We start from the raw sequence: 22,820 nt of genomic DNA, 5'->3' as shown, positions 1-22,820 counted from the left end.
GGCTTCATGGAAGAAGGGGACGACGATCATGGCTCCGGCTCGAGCTTAAAACTCAAGGCAATTTCGACCTATCGTCCCCTTGACCCCATCAAGCTAACCTCGATGGGGAAACATACAAGGCATCTTCTCTTCTATTTCAACCGTGCTTGCGGCCGAGTAGTTCGAAGCCGGTTTCGGGGTCTTTGGCGCGGGCGAGGTCGGTGCCGGTGATTTCGATGACCACGACTTCGAAGATTTTCCAGACATCGAGGCCGGGGCGTACGCAGCCGGTTTTGGTTTCGCCCTTGCGGCCCAGGGCGGCGTGCATGTGCAGACGCGGGGTGCCGTCCGGGCCGGGGAAGAGGGTGCCGACGGCGGCGGCTTCGTGGACGGCGTCGATGGCGGTGAGCATGGCGGTTGGCGGCATGGTGCGGCCGTCTTCGGGGCCGGTGACGAGGCGGCCGTTTTCCAGGCCGCCCAGGGCGGCGACGAGGGCGGCTTCGACGCCCCGGGTGCGGGCGAAATCCTCGATGGCGTCGGGCAGTCGGTCGCCGTCGCCCAGTCGCAGCACGAACACGCGGCCGAGGCGGCCTTCGGAAACGATCATGGCGGCTCCTTTAGCGGATGCGGATGGTCGCCGGGGTGGCGACGGGCTTTTGTAGCGCCGGGGCCGGCGGCGGGCAAGGGCGGGGGCGACCAATAAAAAGGGGCCGCCCCAAAAGGACGGCCCCTGCCATTTCTCTTGACGTAAACGCGGTCGTTATTCGCCGACGCGCTCGTTGATCAGCTTGCCGATGGTGCGGCCCATCTCCACGCAGACGGCGAGCTGCTCGTGGGTGGGCACGAAGAGCAGCCGCACGGGATCGACGGGCATTTCCATGCCCATCTCGCTAAGCCAGCCGGCGATGTCCTTGACCGCTTCGCCGCTCCAGCCGTAGGAGCCAAACGCTCCGCCGAGCTTGCCCTTGGGCTTGAGGCCCTTCATGTAGGTCAGCATGTCCGCCACCTTGGGCAACATGCCGTTGTTGTGGGTGGCGGAACCCACAAACACCGCCGCCGCGTCCCAGACCTCTTCCATGACGTCGGAATGGTCAAAGGCGTGGAGGTTCATGAGCTTGAACGACACGCCGTGTTCGGCCAGCCCGGTGGCGATGGCGTGGGCCATGCGCTCGGTGGAGTGCCACATGGTGTCGAAGACCAGCACGGCCTTTTTCTTCTGCTTCTGGGCGGCCAGTTCCTTGTAGCGGGAAATGACCCAGGCGACGTCTTCCGGGGTGCGGAACATCAGTCCATGGTCCGGACAGACGGCGTTGATTTTCAGGCCCATGGACTCGATGGTCTCGATGGTCTTCTGGGCGATGGGGCAAAAGGGCAGGACGATGTTGGCGAAGTAGCGGTCGAGCTGCTTTTGGAGCAGATGCTTGTCCACTTCGTCGGCGAAGCGCTCGGAGGTGGCCCAGTTCTGGCCGAAGGCGTCGGAGGAGATGAGCACGCCGTCTTCGGGGATGAACGTGGCCATGTTGTCGGGCCAGTGGAGCATCCGGGTTTCCAGGAACTGCAGGGTACGCTTGCCGAGCGAGATGGTGGAGCCGGTCTTCACCACTTCGATGGGCCAGTCGGCGCAGTCGAAGTGGGCCTTGAGCGCCCGTTCGCCCATGGGCGAGGTGAAGATCTTTTCCGGCTTGGTGCGGGCCACGAGTTCGGGCAGCTCGCCCGAGTGGTCCATTTCCACGTGGTTGACGATGAGGTAATCGACGTCCTCGGGTTTGACCAGATGGGCCAGGCGGCAGAGCATTTCGTTGCCGTGGCCGGCCTTGACCGAATCGAACAGGGCGATTTTCTCGTCCTTGACCAAAAAGGCGTTGTAGGTCGTCCCGGTGGGGGCCGTCATGTAGCCGTGGAAGTCACGGCATTCCCAATCGACGGCTCCGACCCAGTAGACGCCCTCGCAAATGGCGACAGGTCGCATGTACATCCTCGAATCGCCGCACTAAAAAAGCGGCGCAGGCGCGTTAGGCTTTGTTGAATTCGCTTTTGGGCGCGCCGCAGACCGGGCAGACCCAGTCCTCGGAGACGTCTTCGAACTTGGTGCCGGGGGCCACGCCATTGTCGGGGTCGCCGGCGGCGGGATCATACACGTAACCGCAGATGCTGCACTCGTATTTATCCATGATGTTCGTTCTCCGTCATTGAGGTTGGCCGGCTTGGCGATCCTTATTTGCCCTCAGCGCCGGGTCCGCCGTGAAGGCGCCCTTGCCTGAGCGGCAACAAGGTCATGTTTCCGGCGGCGCGACTGAAGCCTTGGGGCCAAACGCCACGGAATCGCGTCACGGATCGGCCTTGCCGACAGGACGCGTGACCGAAAATAGCGGTCACGCACGGACAAGTCTATCCTTTAGTTTACCCCAAATTGTCAAGGCCGGCCGGCCCGGAGGACAGCCTTTTGACGGCATCGTTTTTGTTTTGTGGCCGCCCCTGTCCTTGTGCCGCGTCCTGGCAAGGCGCGGAGCCGTTTGAGGGACAACCGATGAAAGGCTCTGTGTTTCCTGAAAATACGATCCTCTTGGTGGACGCGGCGCGGCCTAGCCCTCCCGGAACTGTTCCACGAGTTTGGCCAGGTGGTTGGCCATGGAGCGGACTTCGCGGATGCGCTCGCCGGCTTCGGCGATGCGGCTGGTGAGGTCCTGGGAGAGTTCGTTGATGTGGGCCACGCTGGACGAGACTTCCTCGCTGGTGGCCGACTGCTGTTCCGAGGCGGTGGCGATGTTGCGCACCATGTCGGCGATGCGCCCGGCCTGATCCACAATGCGCCCGAGCACCGCGCCGGAACCTTCGGCCATGTCGGCGGTGCGCTCCACCCGGGCCTTGGTTTCGTCCATGCCCGAGACGGCCTGCCGGGTGCTGGTCTGGATCTCGCCCACGGCGGCGGCCACTTCGGTGGTGGCGTGCATGGTCTTTTCGGCGAGCTTTCTGACCTCGTCGGCCACCACGGCAAAGCCGCGTCCGGCGTCGCCGGCCCGGGCCGCCTCGATGGCGGCATTCAAGGCCAGCAGATTGGTCTGGTCGGCGATGTCGCCAATGACCGAGAGCACCTGGCCGATGTTTTCCGCCCGGGTTTCCAGCTGGCCCAGGGAGGCGGCCAGATCGGCGGTGCGCCGGGAGACCTTGCGGGTTTCCTCCACGGTCTGCTCCACCTCGCGCCCGCCGGCCGAGGCCTCGCGGCTGGCCTCGTCCGAGGCCCGGGCCGTGTCGCCAGCGTTTTTCGCCACTTCCATGACCGTGGCGTTCATTTCCTCCATGGCCGTGGCCACGCGTTCGGTTTCCCGGGCGGTGTTGGCCACGCCGGTGGTCAGCTCCTCCATGCGGGCGCTTAAGACGTCCGAGGCGTCGGACAGCTCCCGGGCCACCGAGGTGACCTCGTCGGCTACGGTCAGGAGCTTTTCGCGCTGGGCCTTGATGTGGTCCTTGTCGCGTTCTTCCTGGGTGAGGTCGATGAGTACGCCGATGACGCCGACCACCGCGCCCGAGGCGTTTTTGAGCGGCGAAATCTCGTAGTGCAGCGGAAAAACCTGGCCGTCGGAACGGGTGAACCGGGTGAACCCGCTGGCGCACTGGCCGGTTTCGAGCACGGCGGCGCAGCCCGAGCGGCCGTCCTCGCGCATGAAGCTGTCGGTGACGGGCTTGCCGAGCATGGCCGAGGCGTCCTTGCCGAGGATGCCGGTGAGCGGCGTGTTGACGAATTCGAAACGGCGCTCCCGGTCGGCCACGAAGATGGGGATGATGACGCCGTTTAAGATGCCTCGGTTGTATTCGAGCTGGTCCTTCATGGCCCCGACCATGGCCGAGAGATTGGCGGCCAGGGCGGCGATTTCGTCCTTGCCCGGATCGGCGAAGGTGAGGTCCAGGGAGCCGGCGGCGATTTGCGAGGACAGGCCGGCGATGTGCTTGACCCGGGTGACCACGGCGAACTTCATGAAAAGGAGCAGGGCGGCCAGCAGGGAGACCAGCCCGGCCACTGAGACGCCGGCCGCCTTCCACTGGTCGCCGGCCAGCCGGGCCATTTCCGGGCTGACGTCCTGGACCACCACCATGGCCCCGAGGATGGGCTTGGACGCGCCGTGGCAGTGGTGGCAGGCCGGTTCGTTGGTGACGGAACTCACGGCCACGAAGGAAGGCTTGCCGGCCCAGGGAAGGATCTCGCCGCCGTGGTAGTCGCCGGCCAGGGCCTTTTTGACCATGGCCGCGACAGCGGCGTCCGGGGCGAGGCGGTCCATGTCCTGGCGCGCGGCGGCCGGGTCGGTGGCGTAGGTCACGTTGCCCCTAAAATCGGTGAGAAAGGCCCGGATGTCGGCGTGGGCGCTGGCGGTCTTGGCGAACTGGGCGGCGGTTTCGGCGTTCTTGCCCAGACGCATGGGTTCCTCGATGGCCATGCGCAGCATGTCGCTGGTCTTGCGGGCCGAGCGGTCGACCATGTCCACGGTCCCCTGGCGCTGCCAGTGGGCGTTGGCCAGAAACAGGCCGGCAAAGGCGGCGATGGTCAGACCCGAGACCAGGAGCAACACCTTAAGACCCAGGGAGCGCGAAACCACGTCGATCATTGCCGGACTCCTTGTGTGGCGGTCCCGGCCGGCGGCGGCCGGCGACGGGACGGGAAGGGGACGGTTGCGACGGCCCTGGCGGGCCTGCCCGGCCGGATCAGTGCGCCCCGGCAAACAGCATGGGCTTGAAATTAAACGAGCGCACCCGCTCGGCGTTGTGGCAACGCTCGCACTCGCTCATGGCCAGCTTGGACCGGATCAGCCCCGGATCGCCGCCGGAATCGGCATGGGCCGAACCCGGGCCGTGGCAGACCTCGCAGCCGGCGTCGGCCAGTTCCGGGGTTTTCTCGAAGCTCACGAAGCCGCCGGGCTGGCCGTAGCCTGTGGCGTGGCAGGCGAAGCAGCCGTTTAATTCCTCGGGCGTGAGCTTGGGGGCCATGATCTTGACCGACTGGGAGGAATGGGCTTTTTTGGAATACTTGGAATAGGATTCGTATTCCTTGGGATGGCAGGCCATGCAGGCTTTGGAACCGACATAAGTCGCCTGGGCCTGGGCGGCGGCGAGAGGGACAAACGTTGCAGTTCCGATTGGGCAGGCGCATAGACCCGCCGTGAGCAATGCCAGAGTCCAGGCACGCCAACGGACCATTGCGGTCTCCTCGTGTTGAGGTGGGAAGATTACCGCTTAAGATAACAGAGGAACAGCAAAGAGGCAATACGGTTTTCAGAATGGCGGGGAAGTCATTGGCCGGCGGCAAATCGTGTTTAAGGGCCAAACGGCCGCAGCCGGCCCTTTGGCCAGGCTCGGCCGACCCGCCGGGCGGCGGTCGGCGCGACCCAAGGGGAGGGCAGCCCGTCCTTGGCGGACCACGAAAAAACGCCGGGAGAGCGGCTCTCCCGGCGTTTGGCGTGTCAGGGGGCTAGTGTCGCGTCCGCGAAAAGCGCATGTAGCAGTTTACTGTTAAATGACTAAAACCATTTATTTTTCTTAAAAAATACTGTCGTATTTTTTAAGGGACGCGACACGAGGGGACCGGCTACCAGTCCAGGGTGGCCTTGAAGGCCCTGGCCAGCTCCTCGGCCGGTTCGGCGCAAAGGACTGCCTTGCCCCGGCGAAGGGTCAGCTCCGGGGCCTGGGTAACGCTCCCGAGCAGGCCGCAAGGCTGGCCGGCAAAGAGCGTCTCGAAGGCGGCCTGGTTTTCCGACGCGACGGTGACCACCAGACGGCTGGCGGATTCGCTGTAGAGCAGTTCCAGGTCGGTCAGGCCGCGCGCGCCCGGGGCGGCGTCGCAATCTAGATCGGCCCCGAGCCGGCCGCCGATGGCCATTTCGGCCAGGGCCACGGCCAGACCGCCGTCGGAGCAGTCGTGACAGGCCGAGACCAGACCCGTCATCATGGCGTCGTGCAGCGTCTTGTAGCGCCGCCGGGCCGAGACGGCCTCGACCTGCGGCACGTCGGGGGAGGTGAACCCCAGCTCGCCGGCCAGTTCCGAAGCGCCGAGTTCGGCATGGGTCGCGCCCAGCACATAGACGAGATCACCGGCGTTCTTGAAGTCGGAGGTGACCACCCGGCTGACGTCGGGCACGAAGCCCATGACGGAGAACAGCACCGTGGGCGGAATGGAGATCTTGGCCCCGCCGCCGGAGTAGTCGTTTTTCATGGAGTCCTTGCCCGACACGCAAGGCGTCATAAACGCCCGGCAGAAGTGGGCCAGGGCCTTGTTGGCCCGCACCAGCTGGGCCAGCTTGTAGCGGCCGTCCGGGGTCTTTTCGGACTCGACGGGGTCGCACCAGCAGAAGTTGTCCACGCCGGCCAGCCGGTCGGGGTCGGCCCCGACGGCCACGGCCCCGCGCACGGCCTCGTCGATGGCCGCGGCCATCATCCAGTAGGCGTCGATGTCCGAATAGCGCGGGCAGATGCCATGGGACAGGGCTACGCCCTCGGGACGCGACAGCACCGGCCGCAAGACGCCCGCATCGGACGGGCCGTCGCGGCGCACGCCCACCATGGGCTTGACGGCCGAGCCGCCCTTGACTTCGTGGTCGTACTGGCGAACCACGTATTCCTTGCTGCAGATGTTGAGCCGTCCCAGCATCCGTTTCAGCAGCGCGCCGTGGCCCTCGGCCGGCAGCTTCGGCTCGGTGCGGGCGATGACCGGACGGGTCCATTCGGCTCTAAGCGCCATGCGCGGGGTGCCGCCGTGGAGGAAGTCCATGTCGATGTAGGCGACAGTGCGCTGGCCGTAGTAGACGCGCAGATAGCCGGAATTGGTGAAGTTGCCCAGTTCCGTGGCCTCGACGCCCATTTCCTTGGCCAGCCGCATGAAGTCGGCGAACTTGTCGGGCGGCACGGCCAGGGTCATGCGCTCCTGGGCCTCGGAGGTAAAGATCTCCCAGGGGACGAGCCCGTCGTACTTGAGCGGGGCGCGGTCGAGGTAGAGCTCGCAGCCGCCGGCGTCCTGGGCCATTTCGCCCACGGAACTCGACAAACCGCCGGCCCCGTTGTCGGTGATGGCGTTGTACAGCCCCATGTCCCGGGCGCGCATGAGGCAGTCGTACATGCGGCGCTGGGTGATGGGGTCGCCGATCTGCACGGCCGTGGCCGGGGAGCCTTCGTGGAGCTCCTCGGAGGAAAACGTCGCGCCGTGGATGCCGTCCTTGCCGATGCGGCCGCCGACCATGACGATGTAGTCGCCGGGCAGGGCCTTCTTGACGTGGCTGGGCTTGCCGTTGATGGTCGCCGGCAACATGCCCACGGTACCGCAGAACACCAGCGGCTTGCCGAGGAAGCGCTCGTCGAAAACGATGGAGCCGTTGACCGTGGGCACGCCGGACTTGTTGCCGCCGTGTTCCACGCCCTCGCGCACGCCTTCAAGCACCCGGCGGGGATGGAGCAGGCGCGGGGGCAATGTACCTTCGTGGAAGGGCGAGGCGAAGCAGAAGACGTCGGTGTTGCACAGCAGATTGGCCCCGATGCCCGTGCCCATGGGGTCGCGGTTGACGCCGACGATGCCGGTGAGCGCGCCGCCGTAGGGGTCCAGGGCCGAGGGGCTGTTGTGGGTCTCCACCTTGATGCACAAATTGAGGTTTTCGGTGAATTTGACCACGCCGGCGTTGTCGGAGAACACGGACAGGCAAAAGTCGTTTTCGCCCAGGGCCGCCCGGATGTCGGCGGTGGAGCGCTGGATGTAGCTCTTGTACAGGCTGGAAATGACTTCGGTCCGGCCGGTCTCGTTGTCGACGTAGGTGATGTCGGCGCTAAATATCTTGTGCTTGCAGTGCTCGGACCAGGTCTGGGCCAGGCATTCGAGTTCCACATCGGTGGGGTTGTGGATGAGTCCCCAGGACACGCGGCGAACCTTGAAGCCGGGCAGGCCGAAATAAGCGCGGATGGCCCACCACTCGTCCAGGGACAGGGCGAGCGTGCGCTCACGGCCCAGGGTGAGCATCTGCTCCTCGGTCATGTTGAACAGGTCAGGCACTTCCACAGTGGAATCGGCCTTGCCCGTGACCTTGGCCGTGCGGGCCGGGAACCCCGGCTCGGCGGTCCACTGCGCGGCGGATTTCACGTCATGGCGCTGGAGCAGGTCGTTGGCCAACAGGTCCAGGGCCACGTGTTCGGCGGCGGCCTGGTCGGCCAGGCCGGCGATGTGGTATTGGACGCCGGTGTAGACGGCAAGTCCCTTGCGGCCGGCCTCGTCCAGGCCCAGGGCCAGGGCGATGGCTTCCTTGGCCGTGCGGGCCTCGTTGTCGGTGACGCCGGGGCGAAAGCTCACCTCGATGACCCAGTCGGCCGGGACGGCGGGGGTGATGGGCGCGGCCGAGGCGGTTTGGACCACGGGATCGTGGAGCACGCCGGCCGCGATGACGGCCTCGACGGCGCTGGGGTCCAGGCCGTCGATGGTGAAAATCTTGACGATGGAGACGGCGCTGACCGGCAGGTGGAGTTCGCTTTGGATCTTGCCGGCCACGCGCTGGCCGACCACGTCCCGGACGCTTGGGCGCAGGCCCACGGCGACGCGACTGAGCATGGCGTTCCTTCCGTTATGAGGTCAAAGGTGAGCGGACAGGCCGGCGGACGCGGTCCTATTTGTCCCGGGCGAGCATGGGAGCCAGGACGTCGCCGATCAGTTCGGCTTCGGGGGAAGGCGGGAACTTGGCCAGGGCGGCCTGGGCCTTGGCCAGGGATTCGCCGGCCATTTCCCGGGTCTTCTCGGCATGTCCGCCGGCAACGACGTTGCCGCGCAAATATTCGATGTCCTCGGCCGACAGCTGATCCTGGCGGAAGTCCTCGGCCAGCCGGCGGCGCTCCTCAAAGGGTAGGCCTTGCAGGTAGAGCAGCAGCGGCAGGGTGACCTTGCCTTCCTTGAGGTCGCCGCCCGTGGGCTTGCCCGAGACCGTGGCCGGGGAGGTATAGTCCAGGGCGTCGTCCACGAGCTGGAAGGCCACGCCGATGTGGTGGCCGAGGTCAGCGGCAGCCTGGATCAGCCGCGGCGAAGCGCCGGCCAGCACCGCGCCGCACTGGCACGAGGCCTGGATCAGGTAGGCGGTCTTGCCGGTGATGATGGAAAAATAGGTATCGAGCGGCAGATCGACGTCGCGCAGGTGGGCGATTTCGAGGATCTCGCCGGTGGCGGTCTGGAGCAGGGCTTCGGAAAGGAGTTTCGTCAGCTCGGGATTGTCGTATTCGGCGACCAGGCGGTTGGCCAGGGCCAGCAGCACGTCGCCGGCCAGGATGGTGTGGGTGGAGCCGAACCGGACATGGGCCGATTCGCGGCCCCGGCGCAGTTTCGCGCCGTCCAGGATGTCGTCGTGGAGAAGCGTGGCCGAGTGGAGAAACTCCAGCGAACAGGCCAACGGATAAACGTCGTCGGCCCGATAGCCCATGGCCCGGGCGGTAAGGATGGTGAGCAGCGGACGCAGGCGCTTGCCTCCGGCCAGCAACACATGGCGCACGACCGGCTGGACCATGGGATTGAGCGTCTCGGTGGCGCTTTCCAGGTACCGGTTGATGGCCGGGACTTCCCGACTGACAATGTCCGCGATATCGCTCATCCGCCGGGCTTTATCAGCAATCCTCCGGGGCTGGCAAGGGGGTCACGGCCGGGAAATGGCGTCGCGACGCCCTATTTGCCCGCTTCGGCCAGCCCGGCCAATCGGGCCAGGGCGGCCCGGCCAAGCTCGCCCATGTCCAGGCTGAGTTCGCCCACATAGGCCTTGATATGGGCGTCGATGACCTGCTGGTCGATTTCCCGGGCGAAAAGTCGCACCAAGGGCGCGACCAGGCCCGGTTCCTCCCGGGCCGTGATCAGGCTTTGGCGAAGAAGCGCGCCCAGGGCCGCGATGCGCTCGTGTCCCAAGGATTTTCTGGCCAGGATGACGCCCAAGGGCACCGGCACGTCGGGCATTTGCCCCTGCCACCAAACGCCGAGGTCCAGGGTGACGGCAAGGCCGTGGCCGGCGGCGGCCAGGGCGGTTTCGTGGATAAGCAGTCCGGCCTCGGCCCGGCCCGAGGCCACGGCCTCGACAATGCCGTCGTAGCGCACCGGCAGGAAAGCGGCGTCGGGCACGGGCAGCCCGGGCCGGTCCTCGGCCAGGGCTGCCCGCAAAAGCGTGGCGGCGGTGGTGCGCAGTCCGGGCACGGCCACGGTCCTGGGCCGGCCGGCAAAGCCCTTGGCCGTGACGAGCTTGGGGCCGGCCCCGAAGCCGAAGGCCCCGCCCGAGGACAGCACGGCGTAGTCCCCGGCCAGGGGCGCGGCCATGGCCGCCGAGACCTTGACCACGTCGTAGGTTCCGGCCAGGGCGGCCTCGTTTAAAGTCTCCACGTCCTCGAAGGCAAAGGTCGCCCGGCGGTCGGGCAGCCCGGCCCGGCCGAGGATGACGGCCCCGAATATGACCACGTCGTTGGGGCAGGGGGAAATGGCGAAACTGACGGCGTCCATGGCGGCCTCGCGGTGCGTCCCGTAAAAAATACGACAGTATCTTTTATGAAAAATTACTGGTTTTCGTCTGTTGCCCGAGAAAGGCCGCAAGCGCTTTTCATGGACGCGACACTAGCCAAGGAGGATGGCAACGGCCCGGCCCAGGGCGGCGAAGGCTCCGGGCAGGTCCCAGCTGTCTGGCGGGCGCGCGCCCACGCGGTTGGACACGCTTCGCAGCTCCAGAAAGGGCAGGCCGGCGCAAACGGCTGCCAGGGCCGCGCCAAAGCCTTCCATGGCCTCGGTAAGCGGGGCGTAGGCGGCGCGCAGGGCCGCCTCTCGGGCCGCCGAGGCCGTGACCCCGGCCACGGTGAGGCAGGCCCCGGCCACGGCGCCGGCCGGCAGGGTCAGGCCCATGGCCGTGGCAGCCCCGGCCGGGTCGAGGTCCAGGCGGTCGTACACGTCGCAGCCGTCGATGACGGCCTGGGGAAAGGCGATGCCCCGGGCCTCGACCCCGTTGTCGCCGCGCAGGCCGTATTCGGGAAAGATGGCGGCGTTTGTCGCCGTCACGGCCCCCAGGGGGGCGGCGGCCAGGTCAAAGCTGCCGCAGATGCCGAGGTTGGCCACCCCGGCCAGCTCGCCCCGGGCTTCGCCAATGGCCCGGCCCACGGCCATGGCCGCGGCCACCGGCCCCACGCCCGTGACCAGCACGAGAAAATCCCTGCCGCCGCGACGCCAGGGGGCGGCGCGGCCGGGCGACGGCGGGGCGGGCGCGCCCAGGGGCGACAGCGCGGCGCGGTATTCCTTGGCCGTGGCCAGGGCCAGGAGCACCGGGGCGGCCCGGAAACGGGAGACGCCCCCCGGACCGCCTTGGCGGTCCCGGCCAGGGGCCGGGGCGCAGGGCTGACCGAGGGGCGAAACGGATTGGGGCATGGGGCCTACAGCCGCCAGTAGCGGAAGCCGGCCGCCTCGGACGCGGCGCGTTCGTGGATGCCCTTGACGTCGATGAGGATGGGCGTGGCCGTGGGCCGAAACCAAGTGGCCAGCTCTTCCAGGGACAACGCCTTGAAGGCGTCGTGGTTGACGGCGATAATCAGCGCGTCAAGGTCGCGCAGCTCTTCCTGGCCGACCAGGGGCAGGCCGTATTCCTCCAGGGCTTCCTCGGAGGAGGCCATGGGGTCGTGGACCAGGACGTGCATGCGGAAATCGCCCAGCTCGCGGATGATGTCCACGACCTTGGTGTTGCGCAGATCCGGCACGTTTTCCTTGAAGGTGAGTCCCAGCACGCCGATGCGGGCGCAGCTGGCCCGGCACTCGGAGCGGATGAGCATCTTGATGGCGACTTCGGCGATATGTTTGCCCATGGAGTCGTTGATGCGCCGGCCGGCCGGGATCACCTGGGGATGCAGATTGAGGCTCTGGGCCTTGTAGAGCAGATAGTAGGGGTCGACGCCGATGCAGTGGCCGCCCACAAGCCCCGGGCGAAACGGCAGGAAGTTCCATTTCGTTTCAGCGGCGCGAAGCACGTCGACGGTGTCGATGTCCAGGCGCTCGCAAATAAGCGACAGCTCGTTCATCAGCGCGATGTTGATGTCGCGCTGAGTATTCTCGATGACCTTGGCCGCCTCGGCCACCTTGATGGACGGGGCCTTGTGGATGCCGGCCGTGACCACCGAGCCGTACAGGTCGGCCAGCAGATCGGTCACTTCCGGGGTCTGGCCGGCCACGACCTTGACCACGGTGGAAAGCGTATGGACCTTATCGCCGGGATTGATGCGCTCAGGCGAATAGCCCACGAAAAAGTCCTTGCCGCAGGACAGGCCCGAACCTTTTTCCAAAAGCGGCACGCAGACTTCCTCGGTCAGTCCCGGGTAGACCGTGGACTCGTAGACCACCACCGATCCTTCGCCGATGTGCTGGCCCAAAAGCCGCGACGCGCCGACCAGCGGGCCGAGGTCGGGCACGCGGTTGGCGTTAATGGGCGTGGGCACGGCCACGATGAAGACCTTGCAGGCGGTCAGATCGGCCGGATCGCAGGTATAGCGCAGGCTGACCTCGGCCATCTCCTCGGGCGAGACTTCCAGCGTGCTGTCCCGGCCGGCCTGCAGTTCGGCCACCCGGGCGGCCTTGACGTCGAAACCGACCACGTCGAAATGGCGGGCCAGGGCCACGGCCAGGGGCAGGCCGACATACCCGAGGCCGATAACGGCCACCGGGGCCTTTTTGGCGCGAATATCCTCAAAACTGATCAATGGGGTTGCTCCTTTTTAGGGAAGGCCCAACGGGCCAGATGCCGCGATAGCGCAAAGCGCCGGAGCCGGCAAGACGCACGGCTTTACATGTCGCGGCCGAAAACGTAGCTTTGGCGGATGGAATTCGACTGGAAACTCTTCCTCACCGGCCTAGGCCTCGCCTTCATCCTGGAAGGGCTGCCGTATTTCCTGGCCGCCGAAAAAATGCCCACCGTGCTGCGCGCCCTGTCCGAACGCAAACCATCCGAACTGCGGGGACTGGGCTTCACCGCCATCCTGTCCGGCCTGGCGCTGTTGTTTTTTTTGCGTGGAACGGGTGGATAGAAAAGAGAGAAGAGGGAAGATGCCTCCGGCGGCCGGGGGCCTGAGGCCCCCGGACCCCCCATCGCTTTTGCGGCGCGCGCTGTTTCTGCCCTGGCCGCCGGAGGCATTCTTATTTTTTCACTCCCGCATGTAAAAACACGATACCGCCGGCCATGGCGCGGTAGTCCACGGAGGCGAAGCCGGCCTGGCGCATTTCTTCGGCCAGCACGGATTCCTCGGGAAATTCGCTGATGGTGGCGGCCAGGTAGCGGTAGGCTTCGTCGTCGCCGGAGATGAGTTTGCCGATGCGCGGCAGGATGTTGCGCAGGTAGAAGTTGTAGAGTCCCCCCCACATGCGGCGTTTGCCGGTGCCGAATTCGAGGATGGCCAGCCGGCCGCCGGGTCGGATGACCCGGGCCAGTTCGGCCAGAGCCTCGGGGCGCGGGCGGATGTTGCGGATGCCAAAGGCGATGGTGGCCCCGGCCACCGAGGCGTCGGGCAGCGGCAGCACGCGGCCGTCGGCCACGGTGGGGTGGATGCGGCGGCCAAGGGCTGTGTCGAGCTTGCCCAGGCCCGCCCGCAGCATGGGTTCGCAGACGTCGGCGGCCAGGATGGGCCGGTCGCTGCGGCGGGCGATGGCGATGGAGACGTCCAGCGTCCCGGCGGCCAGATCAAGGATGGGGCCGGGCGGCAGTCCCGGGGCCAGAAGCGCCCGCACCATGGCCCGACGCCAGGCGATGTCCAACCCCGCCGAGAGCAGGTGGTTGAGCAGGTCGTAGCGGCCGGCCACCCGGCCGAACATGCCGGCCACCCGGCGGTTGTCCCCGGGAACGGGCAACTCAGCCATTGTCCTGTCCGCCTTTGGCGATGACCCGCACTTTTTCGCGCGTCTCCCCGGCCGTTTCGTTGCGGCTGATGACCCGCAGCACCTCTTCGTAGATGGGGCCGAAGTGTTCGGTGAAGTTGCCGGGCGAGATGCGGCCGGTCTCGACGAACTTGACCACGATTTCCTTGGTCACTTGCAGGGCCATGTTCTCGCGTTTTTCCATGGGTGTCGCGTCCTTTGGGGCGGGCACGCGGCCTGCCGCCTATGGTGACGGGAAGGCTCCCGTTTGCTGGCGCAAAAACCCGCCCGGTTAAAGGGGAAATGGCCTTGGACCGTCCAAGGGCAAAGGGCCGGGCGGGAAAAGGGAAAAACCAGGGTAGGCACTCCCCTTTTTTGCGCTGGCCCTAGCACGGCGCGGCCGGCGCGTCGAGGGGCGGGGCAGGGGGCTGGGCCGTCGGCCGGGGCTGGCTGGAACGGGTGAAACGTCCGGGGCCGCTGTCGCGGCCAATGCCCATGTCGCTGGCCGGCCGCGTGAGGCGGCCGGGTCTCCACCTTGGCGCGGAGTCCGTTTGCGAGCCTTTTTCGTTGTGATGGCTCCCATATTTTCGTATAGAAAGGGGGAAATCCGCAGAATAGGCCGCCGCAAGGCCTGCGAAAGCTTCCGTGCCCTCGCGGCCGGGAAGGGAGAGACGTTTCCTATGTCCCCAGTCATGACCCTGGCCCCGGGCGAGGCCATCCCTGGCCCGTGGGGCCTTGTCGAGGCGTTGCTCGTGCTCACCTTCGCCGCGCATATCCTGGTGATCAACGTGGCCCTGGGCGGCACGCTGTTGACGCTTTTCGCCCCCGGGGCCGGCCGCGAGACGGCCGTGGGGCTGGCCAAACGCCTGCCGTCGGCGGTGGCCATCGGCGTCAATCTGGCCGTGCCGCCCTTGCTTTTTGCCTCGGTGCTCTACGGCCAATACCTCTATACCGCCGCCATTGTCTCGGCCGTGCCCTGGCTGTCGCTTTTTATGGTCGTCATGATCGCCTACGCCCTGCTTTACGTGTACCAGCCCCGGGCCGGCGCGCCGGGGGCGGGGCTGTTGTCGGCCGCCTCGGCCGTGTTGCTGCTGGGGGCCAGCCTCATTTTGGTCAACGTCTCGACCCTGGCCGTGCGGCCGGACTTGTGGACGGGCTATTTCTCTGCCCCGGCCGGCCTGGTGACGGCGCTGTCCGACCCCACCTTCCTGCCGCGCTGGCTGCATTTCCTGGCCGCCTCCCTGGCCGTGGGCGGGCTTTATGTGGCGCTTTTTTCGCGCAAGGCGGCCGACGCCGGGGCCGGCGGGCGCAGCCGCACGGGCCTTGCCTGGTTTATCGGCGCGACCCTGGCCCAGATTCCCCTCGGGCTGTGGTATCTGCTTTCCCTGCCGCGTCCGGTGATAGAACGGTTTTTCGGCCTGCATACCGGCGGTTCCCTGGCCTTCGTGGCCGGGCTGGGGCTGGCGGCGGCGGCGCTTTGGGCCGCCTTTCGGGGCCGGCCCGGCCGGGCGGCCTTTTTCACGGCCCTGGCCGTGGTATGCATGGCGACTGTGCGGTCGGTGGCGCGGTTGGGCTATCTGGCGCCGCAGTTCGATCCGGCCACCTTGCCCAAGGATTTCCAGATTGGACCGTTCGTCTTTTTCGTCGCAAGCACGGTTGTCGTGGCCGCGGCCTCGGTCTGGGCCGTGGCCGCTTATCGCCGCACGGCCAAAAGGGGTTAGGACATGGATTTTCCCGTCTGGCAACTCGGAGCCTTCGGCGGCGGCTTCTGGATCATTCTTATCGCCGTGTTGCATGTGTACGTGGCCCATTTCGCCGTGGGCGGCGGGCTGTTTCTGGTCCTCACCGAGGCCATGGCCCGGCGGACCGGCTCGCGGCCGCTTCTCACCTACCTGCATCGCCACACCCGCTTTTTTCTGCTCCTCACCATGGTCTTCGGCGGCCTGTCCGGGGTCGGCATTTGGCTGACGATCTCGCTGCTCTCCCCCCAGGCCACGCTTATCTTGGTGCGTTCCTTCGCCTGGGGCTGGGCGGCCGAATGGGCCTTTTTCGCCGGCGAGATCGGGGCGCTGCTGATTTACTACTACGGCTACGACCGGCTGGACCCCAAGCGCCACATGCTGGTCGGCTGGCTCTATTTCGCCTTTGCCTTCCTGTCGCTGTTCACCATTAACGGCATTATCGGCTTCATGCTCACCCCGGGCGACTGGCCAGCCACCCGCGACTTCTGGGACGGCTTTTTCAATCCGACCTTCTGGCCGTCTTTGGTGTTGCGTTTCGCTTTGGGGTTGATGCTGGCCGGACTGTTCGGCTTTGCCACGGCCCTGGGCATCGGCGACGAGGAGGCCCGGGAGACCATGCTGCGGGCCTCAAGCCGCTGGGCCGTGGCCGCCGCGCCGGTGCTGCTGGTGTCCGGCTGGTGGTACGTGGACGTGCTGCCCGAGTCCGTGCGCGACTTCTTCCTGCGCCGGGCCAGCGAGATGGCCGCCTACCGGGCCGCCTGGCCGGCCATGCTCCTGGCCGTGGCCGTGGGTTCGTTGGCCCTGGTTTCCCGGCTGCCGCTGCCGCTTCGTCGGGCGCTGGCCGTGTGCCTGTTGCTGGTGGGCCTGGGGCTGGTCGGGGCCTTCGAGACCATGCGCGAGGCCGCCCGCAAGCCCTGGCTCATCGAAGGGATGCTGTGGGCCACGGATATCCGTCCGAGCCAGGCCGCGCCCTACGAAGCGCCCATCCTGCCCCGGGCCAAGTGGGCCAGGACTCATGACGTAACCCCGGACAACGCGCTGGCCGCCGGAGCGGACCTCTATACGCTTGAGTGCCTGAGCTGCCACAGCATCGACGGTCCGGTGCGCGACATCCGCAAGTTCACCCGCCACGTGGGGGCCGTGGGCCTGGAAGCCTACCTCACCGGCCAGGGCAAGCTTTTCACCCACATGCCGCCCTTTCTCGGCAGCCCGGCCGAGCGGGCCGCCCTGGCCGCCTACATCGCCCAGGATGTGAACAAGATGCCCCCGGCCAAGGAAACGCCGGTCGAGGTGACCCCGGCCGAGGTGGCCATCCCGGCCTTTGACCCGGAAAAGGCCAGCCACCTGGTGCTGGCCGTTGGCGAACTCGGCGTGGTGGCACTGGCCGGCTGCGACGGCTCGTTTTCCCTGGCCGTGCCGGGCAATGGCTTGCGAGCCGTGGTGGTCAAGCGCGACGTGCTGCCGGAAGCGGCCACCGAAGGCCTGACCGTGCGCTACGCCGCCCCGGACGGGGCCAAGGACCCGGCCGCCCGGCTGGAGTTCTGGAAATACGCCAAGGCGCTTGTGGGCAAGGAACTCGCGCCCAATGTCTCGGTCACGGGCCTGTCCCCGGACGGGACCATGGCCGTTTCCGGCAAGCTTTTCACCGCCGCCGGCATCCCGGTCTCGCCCTATGAGGCCTCGGGCAAGGTGAACCCCTATCCGGTCTTCACGGTGACGGCCGCCGACGCCTCGGGCGCGACCGTGGCCGAAACCAAGGTCCCCCTGGGCGTGTCCACGGAAATGGGCTGCAAGACCTGCCATGGCGGGGACTGGCGCGAGGAAGGCGACTCCGGCGTCGCCAAACCCACGGCCCAGGCGATCCTGGCCGTCCACGACAAGCGAAACGGCACCACCCTGGCCGCCCAGGCCGCCTCAGGCGCTCCCGTGGCCTGCTTTGGCTGCCATCCCGACGCCGGGCCCAATGCCGCCGGGTTGGCCGGACGCAAGGAACTGCTGTCGCTGTCCGCCGCCGTCCATGGCTTCCACGCCTCCTACATGGCCGGTCTTGGCGAGGAGGCCTGCAACCGCTGCCATCCGACCGCGCCGACCGGCGTCACCCAGGCCCAGCGCGACAACCACGCCGCCGCCGGCATCGGCTGCCCGCGCTGCCATGGCTACATGGAAGATCACGCCATCTCGCTTTTAAATTTCGAAAAGGCCGCCGGCAAGGCCGCCGCCGCGCGGCTGCTGGCCCCCCTGGCCCCCCGGCTGGTGGCCACCTCGGCCGCTGTCCAGCCCCGGGCCGCCTGGACCCAGCTGCCCGATTGCCTGACCTGCCACAAGGATTTCACCCGTCCGGCCAAGGACGCCTCGGCGTTCAACGCCTGGACCAAGGACGCAGCCGGGCTTTTCCGCAACCGCACCGAGGACACCGGCAACATCCCCTGCGCCGCCTGCCACGGACCGCCCCATGCGACCTATGTCGCGGTCAACGACTACGGGCTTGACCTCAACAACGTAGCGCCTATGCAATATATGGGCGCGCCCGGGGTGGTGGCCTCGGGCAAACGCTGCGACGTCTGCCACACCATCGAGATGGACGGCGACGTCCACCATCCCAACATGAGCAAGTAGCGGCCGCGCCCCGCCGTCCGACTTCGTGCGGCGGGGCGCTCCCGGCCCTGGGGCCGGCGGTGTCGGCCGTGGCCGCCGCGGGCAACGCGAAAGGAGGATGCGGGCATGAAGACGCGCGCCATGATGCTGGCGGCGGCCTTGGCCCTGTTGACGGCGTCCCAGGCCGAACCTGTCCGGGCGGCCGGCGGGGTGGCCGTGACCCCGGAAATGCGCCGGGCCATGCAGGGCAGCATCGAACAGGACTGTCTCAAAAAAGAGGCGGAGTTCACCCGACAGGGCTATACCAAGGCCCAGGTGGCGGCCATCTGCCGCTGCGCCGCCCAGCAGACGTCCGCCTTGCTCAATTCCCAGACCGTCAGCCACATCCTGACCCATGGGGCCATGCCCGAGGACATGCAGCGCAAGGTGGCCTCGGCCACGGGCGGCTGCATTAAATCCAGCCGGCAACTCAAGAAATAAGGAGCGATGGTTGGCGACATTGTCGCGCGGGAAAAATCCCATTGCTCCATGAGATCAGTTTGTGTATATCTCCTTTCGCGAGGAAGGAACATGACGGCCAACGAGCTTCAGGAGGCAATCTGGAGGGTGGACGGGATTCGCGTTGTGATTTTCACGGACGCGGTCACGCCATTGCCTTTCGGCCAGGCCTGGAGCGACGCGTTTCCCGGCGACAGGACCGTGGCCGAATACCGGCAGGTCCGATTGCAAAAGCTCACCGACGCCGGCATCGGCTACGCCATCCTTGATGGGGCGCTCGAAGCGCCGAGCAATAAAATAGTCCTGCAAGACCTTCGGGCTTCTTATAAACGAAAGGGAGCCTTCGGCTGAGACCGTAGGCTCCGTTTGTTATGCAGTCTGCTTGCCAGAGCGTCAGGGCACGCTCTTTTTCTTGAAGTATCCCGCCGCATCCTGCAGACGCCGCGAGGTGAGTGTCGCGTCCACGAAAGCGCAGAGGGCATTTCGTGGGCAACATACTAGAACCATGAGTTTTTCTTGAAAAAACTGTCGTATTTTCAAGGTGCGCCATACTAGACGCGCACCAGTTCGTATTCCGGCCGGCCCAGGCCCACGGCCGCGCCGTGCACGAAGGTCATGTCGCCGCGCGTCCACTGCCACAGGGCCGTGAACTTGTCCTCGCCCGAGTGGATGCCGTGTTCGAGCTTGCACTCGGGACAGGCCGCCTGCTCGTTGACGAGGTCCAGGCAGGCCTTGTCCAGGGCCACCGGATCGGTGGAGGCCAGAAAGCCGATGTCCGGCACGATGGGCGCGTCGGACCAGGGCACGCAGTCGCAATCCGGGGTGACGTTGACCAGGAAGTTGACATAGCCCACCCGGCCGGTTTTGCCGGTCACCGCGCCCAGGGCGTATTCCACCATGCGCTCCATGAAGGGCACGATCTCGGTGCGCCAATCGATGCTCATGGCCTTTTTGGGGCACACGGTCAGGCATTCGCCGCAGCCGATGCAGGTCGCCTTGTCGATGACCGCCTTTTTCCCCTGCATTGTGGCCGCGCCCACCGGACAGACGGCCACGCACTCGGCGCAGCCGATACACTTCTTGGGTTCCACCACAAACCGCACGCAGTGCTGGTCCTGCTTGCCGGCCCGGGGGGCGCAGCCCATGGCCAGGTTTTTGACCGCGCCGCCAAAGCCGGCCAGCTCGTGGCCCTTGAAGTGAGACAACACCAGCAGGGAGTCGGCCCGCACGATGTCGCCGGCGATCTTGACCTTCTCGAAATGCTTGCCGCGTATCGGCACTTCCAGGACGTTGGTGCTGTCCAGGCCGTCGGCGATGATGACCGGCGCGCCGAGCACGGCGTAGTCGAAGCCGTGCTCCACGGCCGTGAGCAGATGGTCCACGGCGTTGTGGCGGCTGCCGGAATACAGGGTGTTGGTGTCGGTGACAAAGGGCCGGCCGCCCTGGGCCTTGACCAGTTCCACCACGGCCCGGGCGTAGGTGGGGCTTATGTGGGTGTCGCAGCCGCGCTCGCCGAAGTGAAGCTTAATGGCCGTGAGGTCGTCCTTTTTGACCACGTCGCCAAAGCCGGCGGCCTCGAAGAGTTTCTGGATCTTGGCGGTGCGGTTGCGGCCGGCGGCCCGGGCGCGCAGGTCGGCGAAATAGACCTTGGCCGGCTGGGGGGCTTCGTCCTTTGTCATGGCATGGTTCCTTTGTCGGGTTCGTCGCCTAGCCTGGCCGGGCGGCCGGCCAGGCGTTGTTCCAGGGCGTCCAGGCGGCTGCTTACGGCGGCCAGCAGTCGGGCGGTCTCGGCAAAGTGGGGCGCGGCGAGATGTTCCAGAGCCGGGGCCGTGCGCAGGTGCAGGTCGGTCTGGGGAAAGGCGATCTCAATGCCGGCTTCCCGGAACAGCCGGTCGATGGCCGTGCGGATCATGGACAGGGAGCTGACGGCATTGTTGACGTCGGCCAGCCAGACCCGCAGCTTGAAGTCCAGGGTGCTTGGGCCGAAGTCCCAGTGGAGCACGGCGGGAGCGGGATTTTCCAGCACGGCCGGGCACTGTCCGGCGGCGGCCAGGAGCAGCTCGCGCACCTTGTCCGTGTCCGAGCCGTAGGCCACGCCGATATTGATGTCGCGGCGAACGCTGGGGTCCTTGTGGCTCCAGTTGACGATGCGCCCGGAGACCAGTTCGGAATTGGGCACGAACACCGTGGCGTTTTCGCGCGTGAGCACCTCGGTGTTGCGGATGTTGACCTCCTTGACCACGCCCTCGCCCTCGCCGATCTGGATGGTGTCCCCGGCCTGGATGGAACGGCCAAAGAGCAGGATCAGGCCGCTGACGAAGTTGTTGACCGTTGTCTGCAGGCCAAAGCCGATGCCCACCGACAACCCGCCGGCCACCACGGCGATGCTGGTCAGCGACAGCCCCAGCACCGACAGGGAAAAGACCGCGTAGAGGCCCCACCAAAAGTAGGTGCTGACTCGAAGCAGGGTGGACTTGGCCCCGCGCTCCACGGCTCGCCTGCGGCCGGCGATGTCGGCGATAAAGGCGGCCGAAAGCGCGATGACCGCCCGGGTCACGTAAAAGCCCAGCAGGAGCAGCACGAGCTTTTGCAGGCTGATGCCCACCGAATCAATGCGTGTTTCGGTGTTGAGCACTTCCAGGAACACGTTCTCGCCGCCGTACTGGTTGGAGAGCAGCCACAGGAAGAGAAACAGGAAGGCCATGAAGAAAAAGGGGAAACCCGCGCCGGTGAGGATGCCGATGTACAGCGGCGGCCGGCCATGGGCGCGCTCCACTTCAAGGCTGGCCAAAAAACGGACGGTCAGCGCGGCAAACCGCAGGGCCAGGGTCACATAGAACAGCCCTGAGGCGCACAGGATGGCGGTTTGGGGCAGGCCCAGCAGGGAGCACACGGCCAGGGGCGGCAGGGCGTAGGCCAGGATGGCGGTGATGGCCCGTTCCAGGGGCAGGTCCTTGGGCGTGGCCCGGTGGCGTCGCAAGAACCCCCGGGCGGCGAAAAGCAGCACCACGGCCATGGCCGGGCCGGTGACGCTCTCGGGGTAGCGGCCGGCCTCCAGCAGCAGGCCCAGGGCGAAAAGCCGCCAGGTGGGCCACAACACGGCCGGCCGGCGCAGGTCGCGGTCGCGCAGGGCCAGCCGCGACAGGTGGACCAAGGCGGCGGCGTAGAGGGTTTCGCTGACGGAAATAAGCAGGGTGAAGAGGAAAAACGGCGCGTATTGGGCCAGCACCATGAAGCCCACGCCGCCGGCGGCGCAGGCGCCAGCCCGGACAAAACTGGCCTGGGCGCGGGCCGACAGGCCGTGGCGCGCCCCCAGCCGCCGCACGGCCAGGGCCAGGCCCATGACCACAAGCGCGGCCACAACGCCCACGCCCGCGCCCTGGGCGGCCATGTCCAGCATGGCCGGGGTGCGCAAAAGCTCCAGGCACAAGTTGCTCCAAAGCAGCCAGTCCTCGATGTCCTCGCCCAGGAACCGCAGATAGGAGCCGGAGAACAACGACGGGTTGGCGTCGGTGTAATAGGCTTTCCAGGCCGGGGCCAGGGAAGATTGGAGATTGCTTTCGGCTTCCTTGAGCTGTTCGCCGAGCTCGCGCAGGGGCGTTGTTTCGTCGGCCAAGCTGTCGCGCAGGGTGGCTATTTCCGTGCCGAGGTCGGCGAGCTGTTTGCGGGTGGGGGCCAGGTTGTCGCGGAAACGCTCGGGCACCTCGCGGCGGGTGATGTCGTCGAGCTTGTCGCGGAAGGACTCGATGAGGGCGACGTTTTGTTCCAGGGCAGTCCAGGCCTGCTGGGGCCGTTGGGAGAGATGGTCCACGTCGCGGCGCAGCCGGGCCAGGCCGGCCATGACGGTGCGGATTTCCCATGGGTCCGAGGCTGTGGCTTGCCACAGGGCCAGCCTGGCTCGGTCGCGCAGCAGATGTTCCAGTTCGGCGCGGGAGGCGGCGATTTCGAGGTCGCGGCGAGCCTTGAAGGCTTCCAGTCGGCCGCGCATGATCTGGCCCTGCTTGTCCAGGGCGTCGAGGACCAGGGTCCAGGACTGGTCGCTGTCGCCGATGCCCGCCGCCGGGGCAGCGGCCCAAGACCCGGCCGCAAGGGCCAGGATCAACCAAACGGCGATGAGTGCGCTTTTTAAGGGCATATCGGCCCTGATACGG

General features: G+C 66.7%; 19 protein-coding genes. 5 read left to right on the top strand and 14 right to left on the bottom strand.

The window, feature by feature from the left end:
• Positions 1-136 precede the first annotated feature (136 nt).
• The 10 genes from DMR_RS16995 to DMR_RS16950 form a co-directional block, all read right to left on the bottom strand.
• The gene (locus DMR_RS16995; RefSeq protein WP_015862222.1) at positions 137-586 is read right to left on the bottom strand and encodes a PPC domain-containing DNA-binding protein; all 450 of its coding nucleotides are present in this window, start codon (positions 584-586) and stop codon (positions 137-139) included.
• A gap of 153 nt (positions 587-739) precedes the next feature.
• Positions 740-1,948, bottom strand: coding sequence for an FprA family A-type flavoprotein (locus DMR_RS16990; RefSeq protein ID WP_043601845.1), 1,209 nt, complete (start codon positions 1,946-1,948; stop codon positions 740-742).
• A 43-nt stretch (positions 1,949-1,991) separates the two neighbouring features.
• The gene (rd, locus tag DMR_RS16985) at positions 1,992-2,150 is read right to left on the bottom strand and encodes a rubredoxin (protein ID WP_006922553.1); all 159 of its coding nucleotides are present in this window, start codon (positions 2,148-2,150) and stop codon (positions 1,992-1,994) included.
• 411 nt (positions 2,151-2,561) lie between these two features.
• A complete protein-coding gene (locus DMR_RS16980) occupies positions 2,562-4,577 on the bottom strand; it encodes a methyl-accepting chemotaxis protein (protein WP_015862220.1) in 2,016 nt (671 codons plus the stop codon).
• 97 nt (positions 4,578-4,674) lie between these two features.
• Complete coding sequence (locus DMR_RS16975) at positions 4,675-5,166, bottom strand: cytochrome c family protein (RefSeq protein WP_015862219.1); 492 nt, start codon at positions 5,164-5,166, stop codon at positions 4,675-4,677.
• Positions 5,167-5,554: 388 nt separating this feature from the next.
• The gene (locus DMR_RS16970; protein ID WP_015862218.1) at positions 5,555-8,548 is read right to left on the bottom strand and encodes an AIR synthase-related protein; all 2,994 of its coding nucleotides are present in this window, start codon (positions 8,546-8,548) and stop codon (positions 5,555-5,557) included.
• A 55-nt stretch (positions 8,549-8,603) separates the two neighbouring features.
• On the bottom strand, positions 8,604-9,572 hold the full coding sequence (locus tag DMR_RS16965; RefSeq protein WP_015862217.1) for a polyprenyl synthetase family protein: 969 nt from the start codon (positions 9,570-9,572) through the stop codon (positions 8,604-8,606).
• A gap of 71 nt (positions 9,573-9,643) precedes the next feature.
• Positions 9,644-10,459 (bottom strand): MqnA/MqnD/SBP family protein, encoded by an 816-nt coding sequence (locus DMR_RS16960; RefSeq protein ID WP_052279007.1) that lies wholly within the window; start codon positions 10,457-10,459, stop codon positions 9,644-9,646.
• Positions 10,460-10,570: 111 nt separating this feature from the next.
• Positions 10,571-11,368 carry a futalosine hydrolase gene (gene mqnB, locus DMR_RS16955; RefSeq protein ID WP_015862215.1) on the bottom strand — a complete coding sequence of 266 codons (798 nt, stop codon included), beginning with the start codon at positions 11,366-11,368 and terminating at the stop codon, positions 10,571-10,573.
• Between the two features lie 5 nt (positions 11,369-11,373).
• The gene (locus DMR_RS16950; RefSeq protein ID WP_015862214.1) at positions 11,374-12,687 is read right to left on the bottom strand and encodes a nucleotide sugar dehydrogenase; all 1,314 of its coding nucleotides are present in this window, start codon (positions 12,685-12,687) and stop codon (positions 11,374-11,376) included.
• A 117-nt stretch (positions 12,688-12,804) separates the two neighbouring features.
• Between DMR_RS16950 and DMR_RS16945 the strand changes: the two genes are divergently transcribed.
• The gene (locus tag DMR_RS16945; protein WP_006920120.1) at positions 12,805-13,011 is read left to right on the top strand and encodes a DUF2065 domain-containing protein; all 207 of its coding nucleotides are present in this window, start codon (positions 12,805-12,807) and stop codon (positions 13,009-13,011) included.
• Positions 13,012-13,120: 109 nt separating this feature from the next.
• Here the strand turns inward: DMR_RS16945 and DMR_RS16940 are convergent, their stop codons facing one another.
• Both DMR_RS16940 and DMR_RS16935 read right to left on the bottom strand, forming a co-directional pair.
• Entirely contained in the window at positions 13,121-13,837 is a 717-nt protein-coding gene (locus DMR_RS16940; RefSeq protein WP_015862213.1) for a ubiquinone/menaquinone biosynthesis methyltransferase, read from the bottom strand.
• A complete protein-coding gene (locus tag DMR_RS16935) occupies positions 13,830-14,039 on the bottom strand; it encodes a hypothetical protein (RefSeq protein ID WP_015862212.1) in 210 nt (69 codons plus the stop codon). The genes DMR_RS16940 and DMR_RS16935 overlap by 8 nt, the downstream gene beginning before the upstream one ends.
• A 475-nt stretch (positions 14,040-14,514) precedes the next feature.
• On the opposite strand from DMR_RS16935, the gene DMR_RS16930 reads away from it, so the two are divergent.
• From DMR_RS16930 to DMR_RS16915, 4 genes are all read left to right on the top strand, one after another.
• Complete coding sequence (locus DMR_RS16930) at positions 14,515-15,555, top strand: hypothetical protein (RefSeq protein WP_015862211.1); 1,041 nt, start codon at positions 14,515-14,517, stop codon at positions 15,553-15,555.
• A gap of 3 nt (positions 15,556-15,558) precedes the next feature.
• Complete coding sequence (locus tag DMR_RS16925; protein ID WP_015862210.1) at positions 15,559-18,192, top strand: cytochrome ubiquinol oxidase subunit I; 2,634 nt, start codon at positions 15,559-15,561, stop codon at positions 18,190-18,192.
• A 105-nt stretch (positions 18,193-18,297) separates the two neighbouring features.
• Positions 18,298-18,651: a hypothetical protein gene (locus tag DMR_RS16920; RefSeq protein ID WP_015862209.1), complete on the top strand. Its 354-nt coding sequence runs from the start codon at positions 18,298-18,300 to the stop codon at positions 18,649-18,651.
• 90 nt (positions 18,652-18,741) lie between these two features.
• Positions 18,742-19,020 carry a hypothetical protein gene (locus tag DMR_RS16915; RefSeq protein WP_148208466.1) on the top strand — a complete coding sequence of 93 codons (279 nt, stop codon included), beginning with the start codon at positions 18,742-18,744 and terminating at the stop codon, positions 19,018-19,020.
• 200 nt (positions 19,021-19,220) lie between these two features.
• On the opposite strand, the gene DMR_RS16910 is transcribed toward DMR_RS16915, so the two are convergent.
• Together DMR_RS16910 and DMR_RS16905 are read right to left on the bottom strand one after the other, a co-directional pair.
• Entirely contained in the window at positions 19,221-20,348 is a 1,128-nt protein-coding gene (locus DMR_RS16910; protein WP_015862207.1) for a DUF362 domain-containing protein, read from the bottom strand.
• Positions 20,345-22,804 (bottom strand): mechanosensitive ion channel family protein, encoded by a 2,460-nt coding sequence (locus DMR_RS16905; protein WP_015862206.1) that lies wholly within the window; start codon positions 22,802-22,804, stop codon positions 20,345-20,347. Before DMR_RS16905 ends, DMR_RS16910 begins: the two co-directional genes overlap by 4 nt.
• Positions 22,805-22,820: the final 16 nt, after the last annotated feature.

Source organism: Solidesulfovibrio magneticus RS-1, assembly GCF_000010665.1.
Classification (GTDB): Bacteria; Desulfobacterota; Desulfovibrionia; order Desulfovibrionales; family Desulfovibrionaceae; genus Solidesulfovibrio; species Solidesulfovibrio magneticus.
This window is presented reverse-complemented; position numbering and strand designations above follow the sequence as displayed.

Excerpts from the sequence above, each read along its gene's own strand:
- DMR_RS16925 (WP_015862210.1), top strand. The coding sequence starts at position 15,559 with ATGGATTTTCCCGTCTGGCAACTCGGAGCCTTCGGCGGCGGCTTCTGG.
- DMR_RS16935 (WP_015862212.1), bottom strand. The coding sequence starts at position 14,039 with ATGGAAAAACGCGAGAACATGGCCCTGCAAGTGACCAAGGAAATCGTG.
- DMR_RS16975 (WP_015862219.1), bottom strand. The coding sequence starts at position 5,166 with ATGGTCCGTTGGCGTGCCTGGACTCTGGCATTGCTCACGGCGGGTCTA.
- DMR_RS16995 (WP_015862222.1), bottom strand. The coding sequence starts at position 586 with ATGATCGTTTCCGAAGGCCGCCTCGGCCGCGTGTTCGTGCTGCGACTG.
- DMR_RS16980 (WP_015862220.1), bottom strand. The coding sequence starts at position 4,577 with ATGATCGACGTGGTTTCGCGCTCCCTGGGTCTTAAGGTGTTGCTCCTG.
- DMR_RS16930 (WP_015862211.1), top strand. The coding sequence starts at position 14,515 with ATGTCCCCAGTCATGACCCTGGCCCCGGGCGAGGCCATCCCTGGCCCG.
- DMR_RS16965 (WP_015862217.1), bottom strand. The coding sequence starts at position 9,572 with ATGAGCGATATCGCGGACATTGTCAGTCGGGAAGTCCCGGCCATCAAC.
- DMR_RS16920 (WP_015862209.1), top strand. The coding sequence starts at position 18,298 with ATGAAGACGCGCGCCATGATGCTGGCGGCGGCCTTGGCCCTGTTGACG.
- mqnB (WP_015862215.1), bottom strand. The coding sequence starts at position 11,368 with ATGCCCCAATCCGTTTCGCCCCTCGGTCAGCCCTGCGCCCCGGCCCCT.
- DMR_RS16990 (WP_043601845.1), bottom strand. The coding sequence starts at position 1,948 with ATGCGACCTGTCGCCATTTGCGAGGGCGTCTACTGGGTCGGAGCCGTC.
- DMR_RS16910 (WP_015862207.1), bottom strand. The coding sequence starts at position 20,348 with ATGACAAAGGACGAAGCCCCCCAGCCGGCCAAGGTCTATTTCGCCGAC.
- DMR_RS16970 (WP_015862218.1), bottom strand. The coding sequence starts at position 8,548 with ATGCTCAGTCGCGTCGCCGTGGGCCTGCGCCCAAGCGTCCGGGACGTG.
- rd (WP_006922553.1), bottom strand. The coding sequence starts at position 2,150 with ATGGATAAATACGAGTGCAGCATCTGCGGTTACGTGTATGATCCCGCC.
- DMR_RS16945 (WP_006920120.1), top strand. The coding sequence starts at position 12,805 with ATGGAATTCGACTGGAAACTCTTCCTCACCGGCCTAGGCCTCGCCTTC.
- DMR_RS16960 (WP_052279007.1), bottom strand. The coding sequence starts at position 10,459 with ATGGACGCCGTCAGTTTCGCCATTTCCCCCTGCCCCAACGACGTGGTC.
- DMR_RS16915 (WP_148208466.1), top strand. The coding sequence starts at position 18,742 with ATGACGGCCAACGAGCTTCAGGAGGCAATCTGGAGGGTGGACGGGATT.
- DMR_RS16940 (WP_015862213.1), bottom strand. The coding sequence starts at position 13,837 with ATGGCTGAGTTGCCCGTTCCCGGGGACAACCGCCGGGTGGCCGGCATG.
- DMR_RS16905 (WP_015862206.1), bottom strand. The coding sequence starts at position 22,804 with ATGCCCTTAAAAAGCGCACTCATCGCCGTTTGGTTGATCCTGGCCCTT.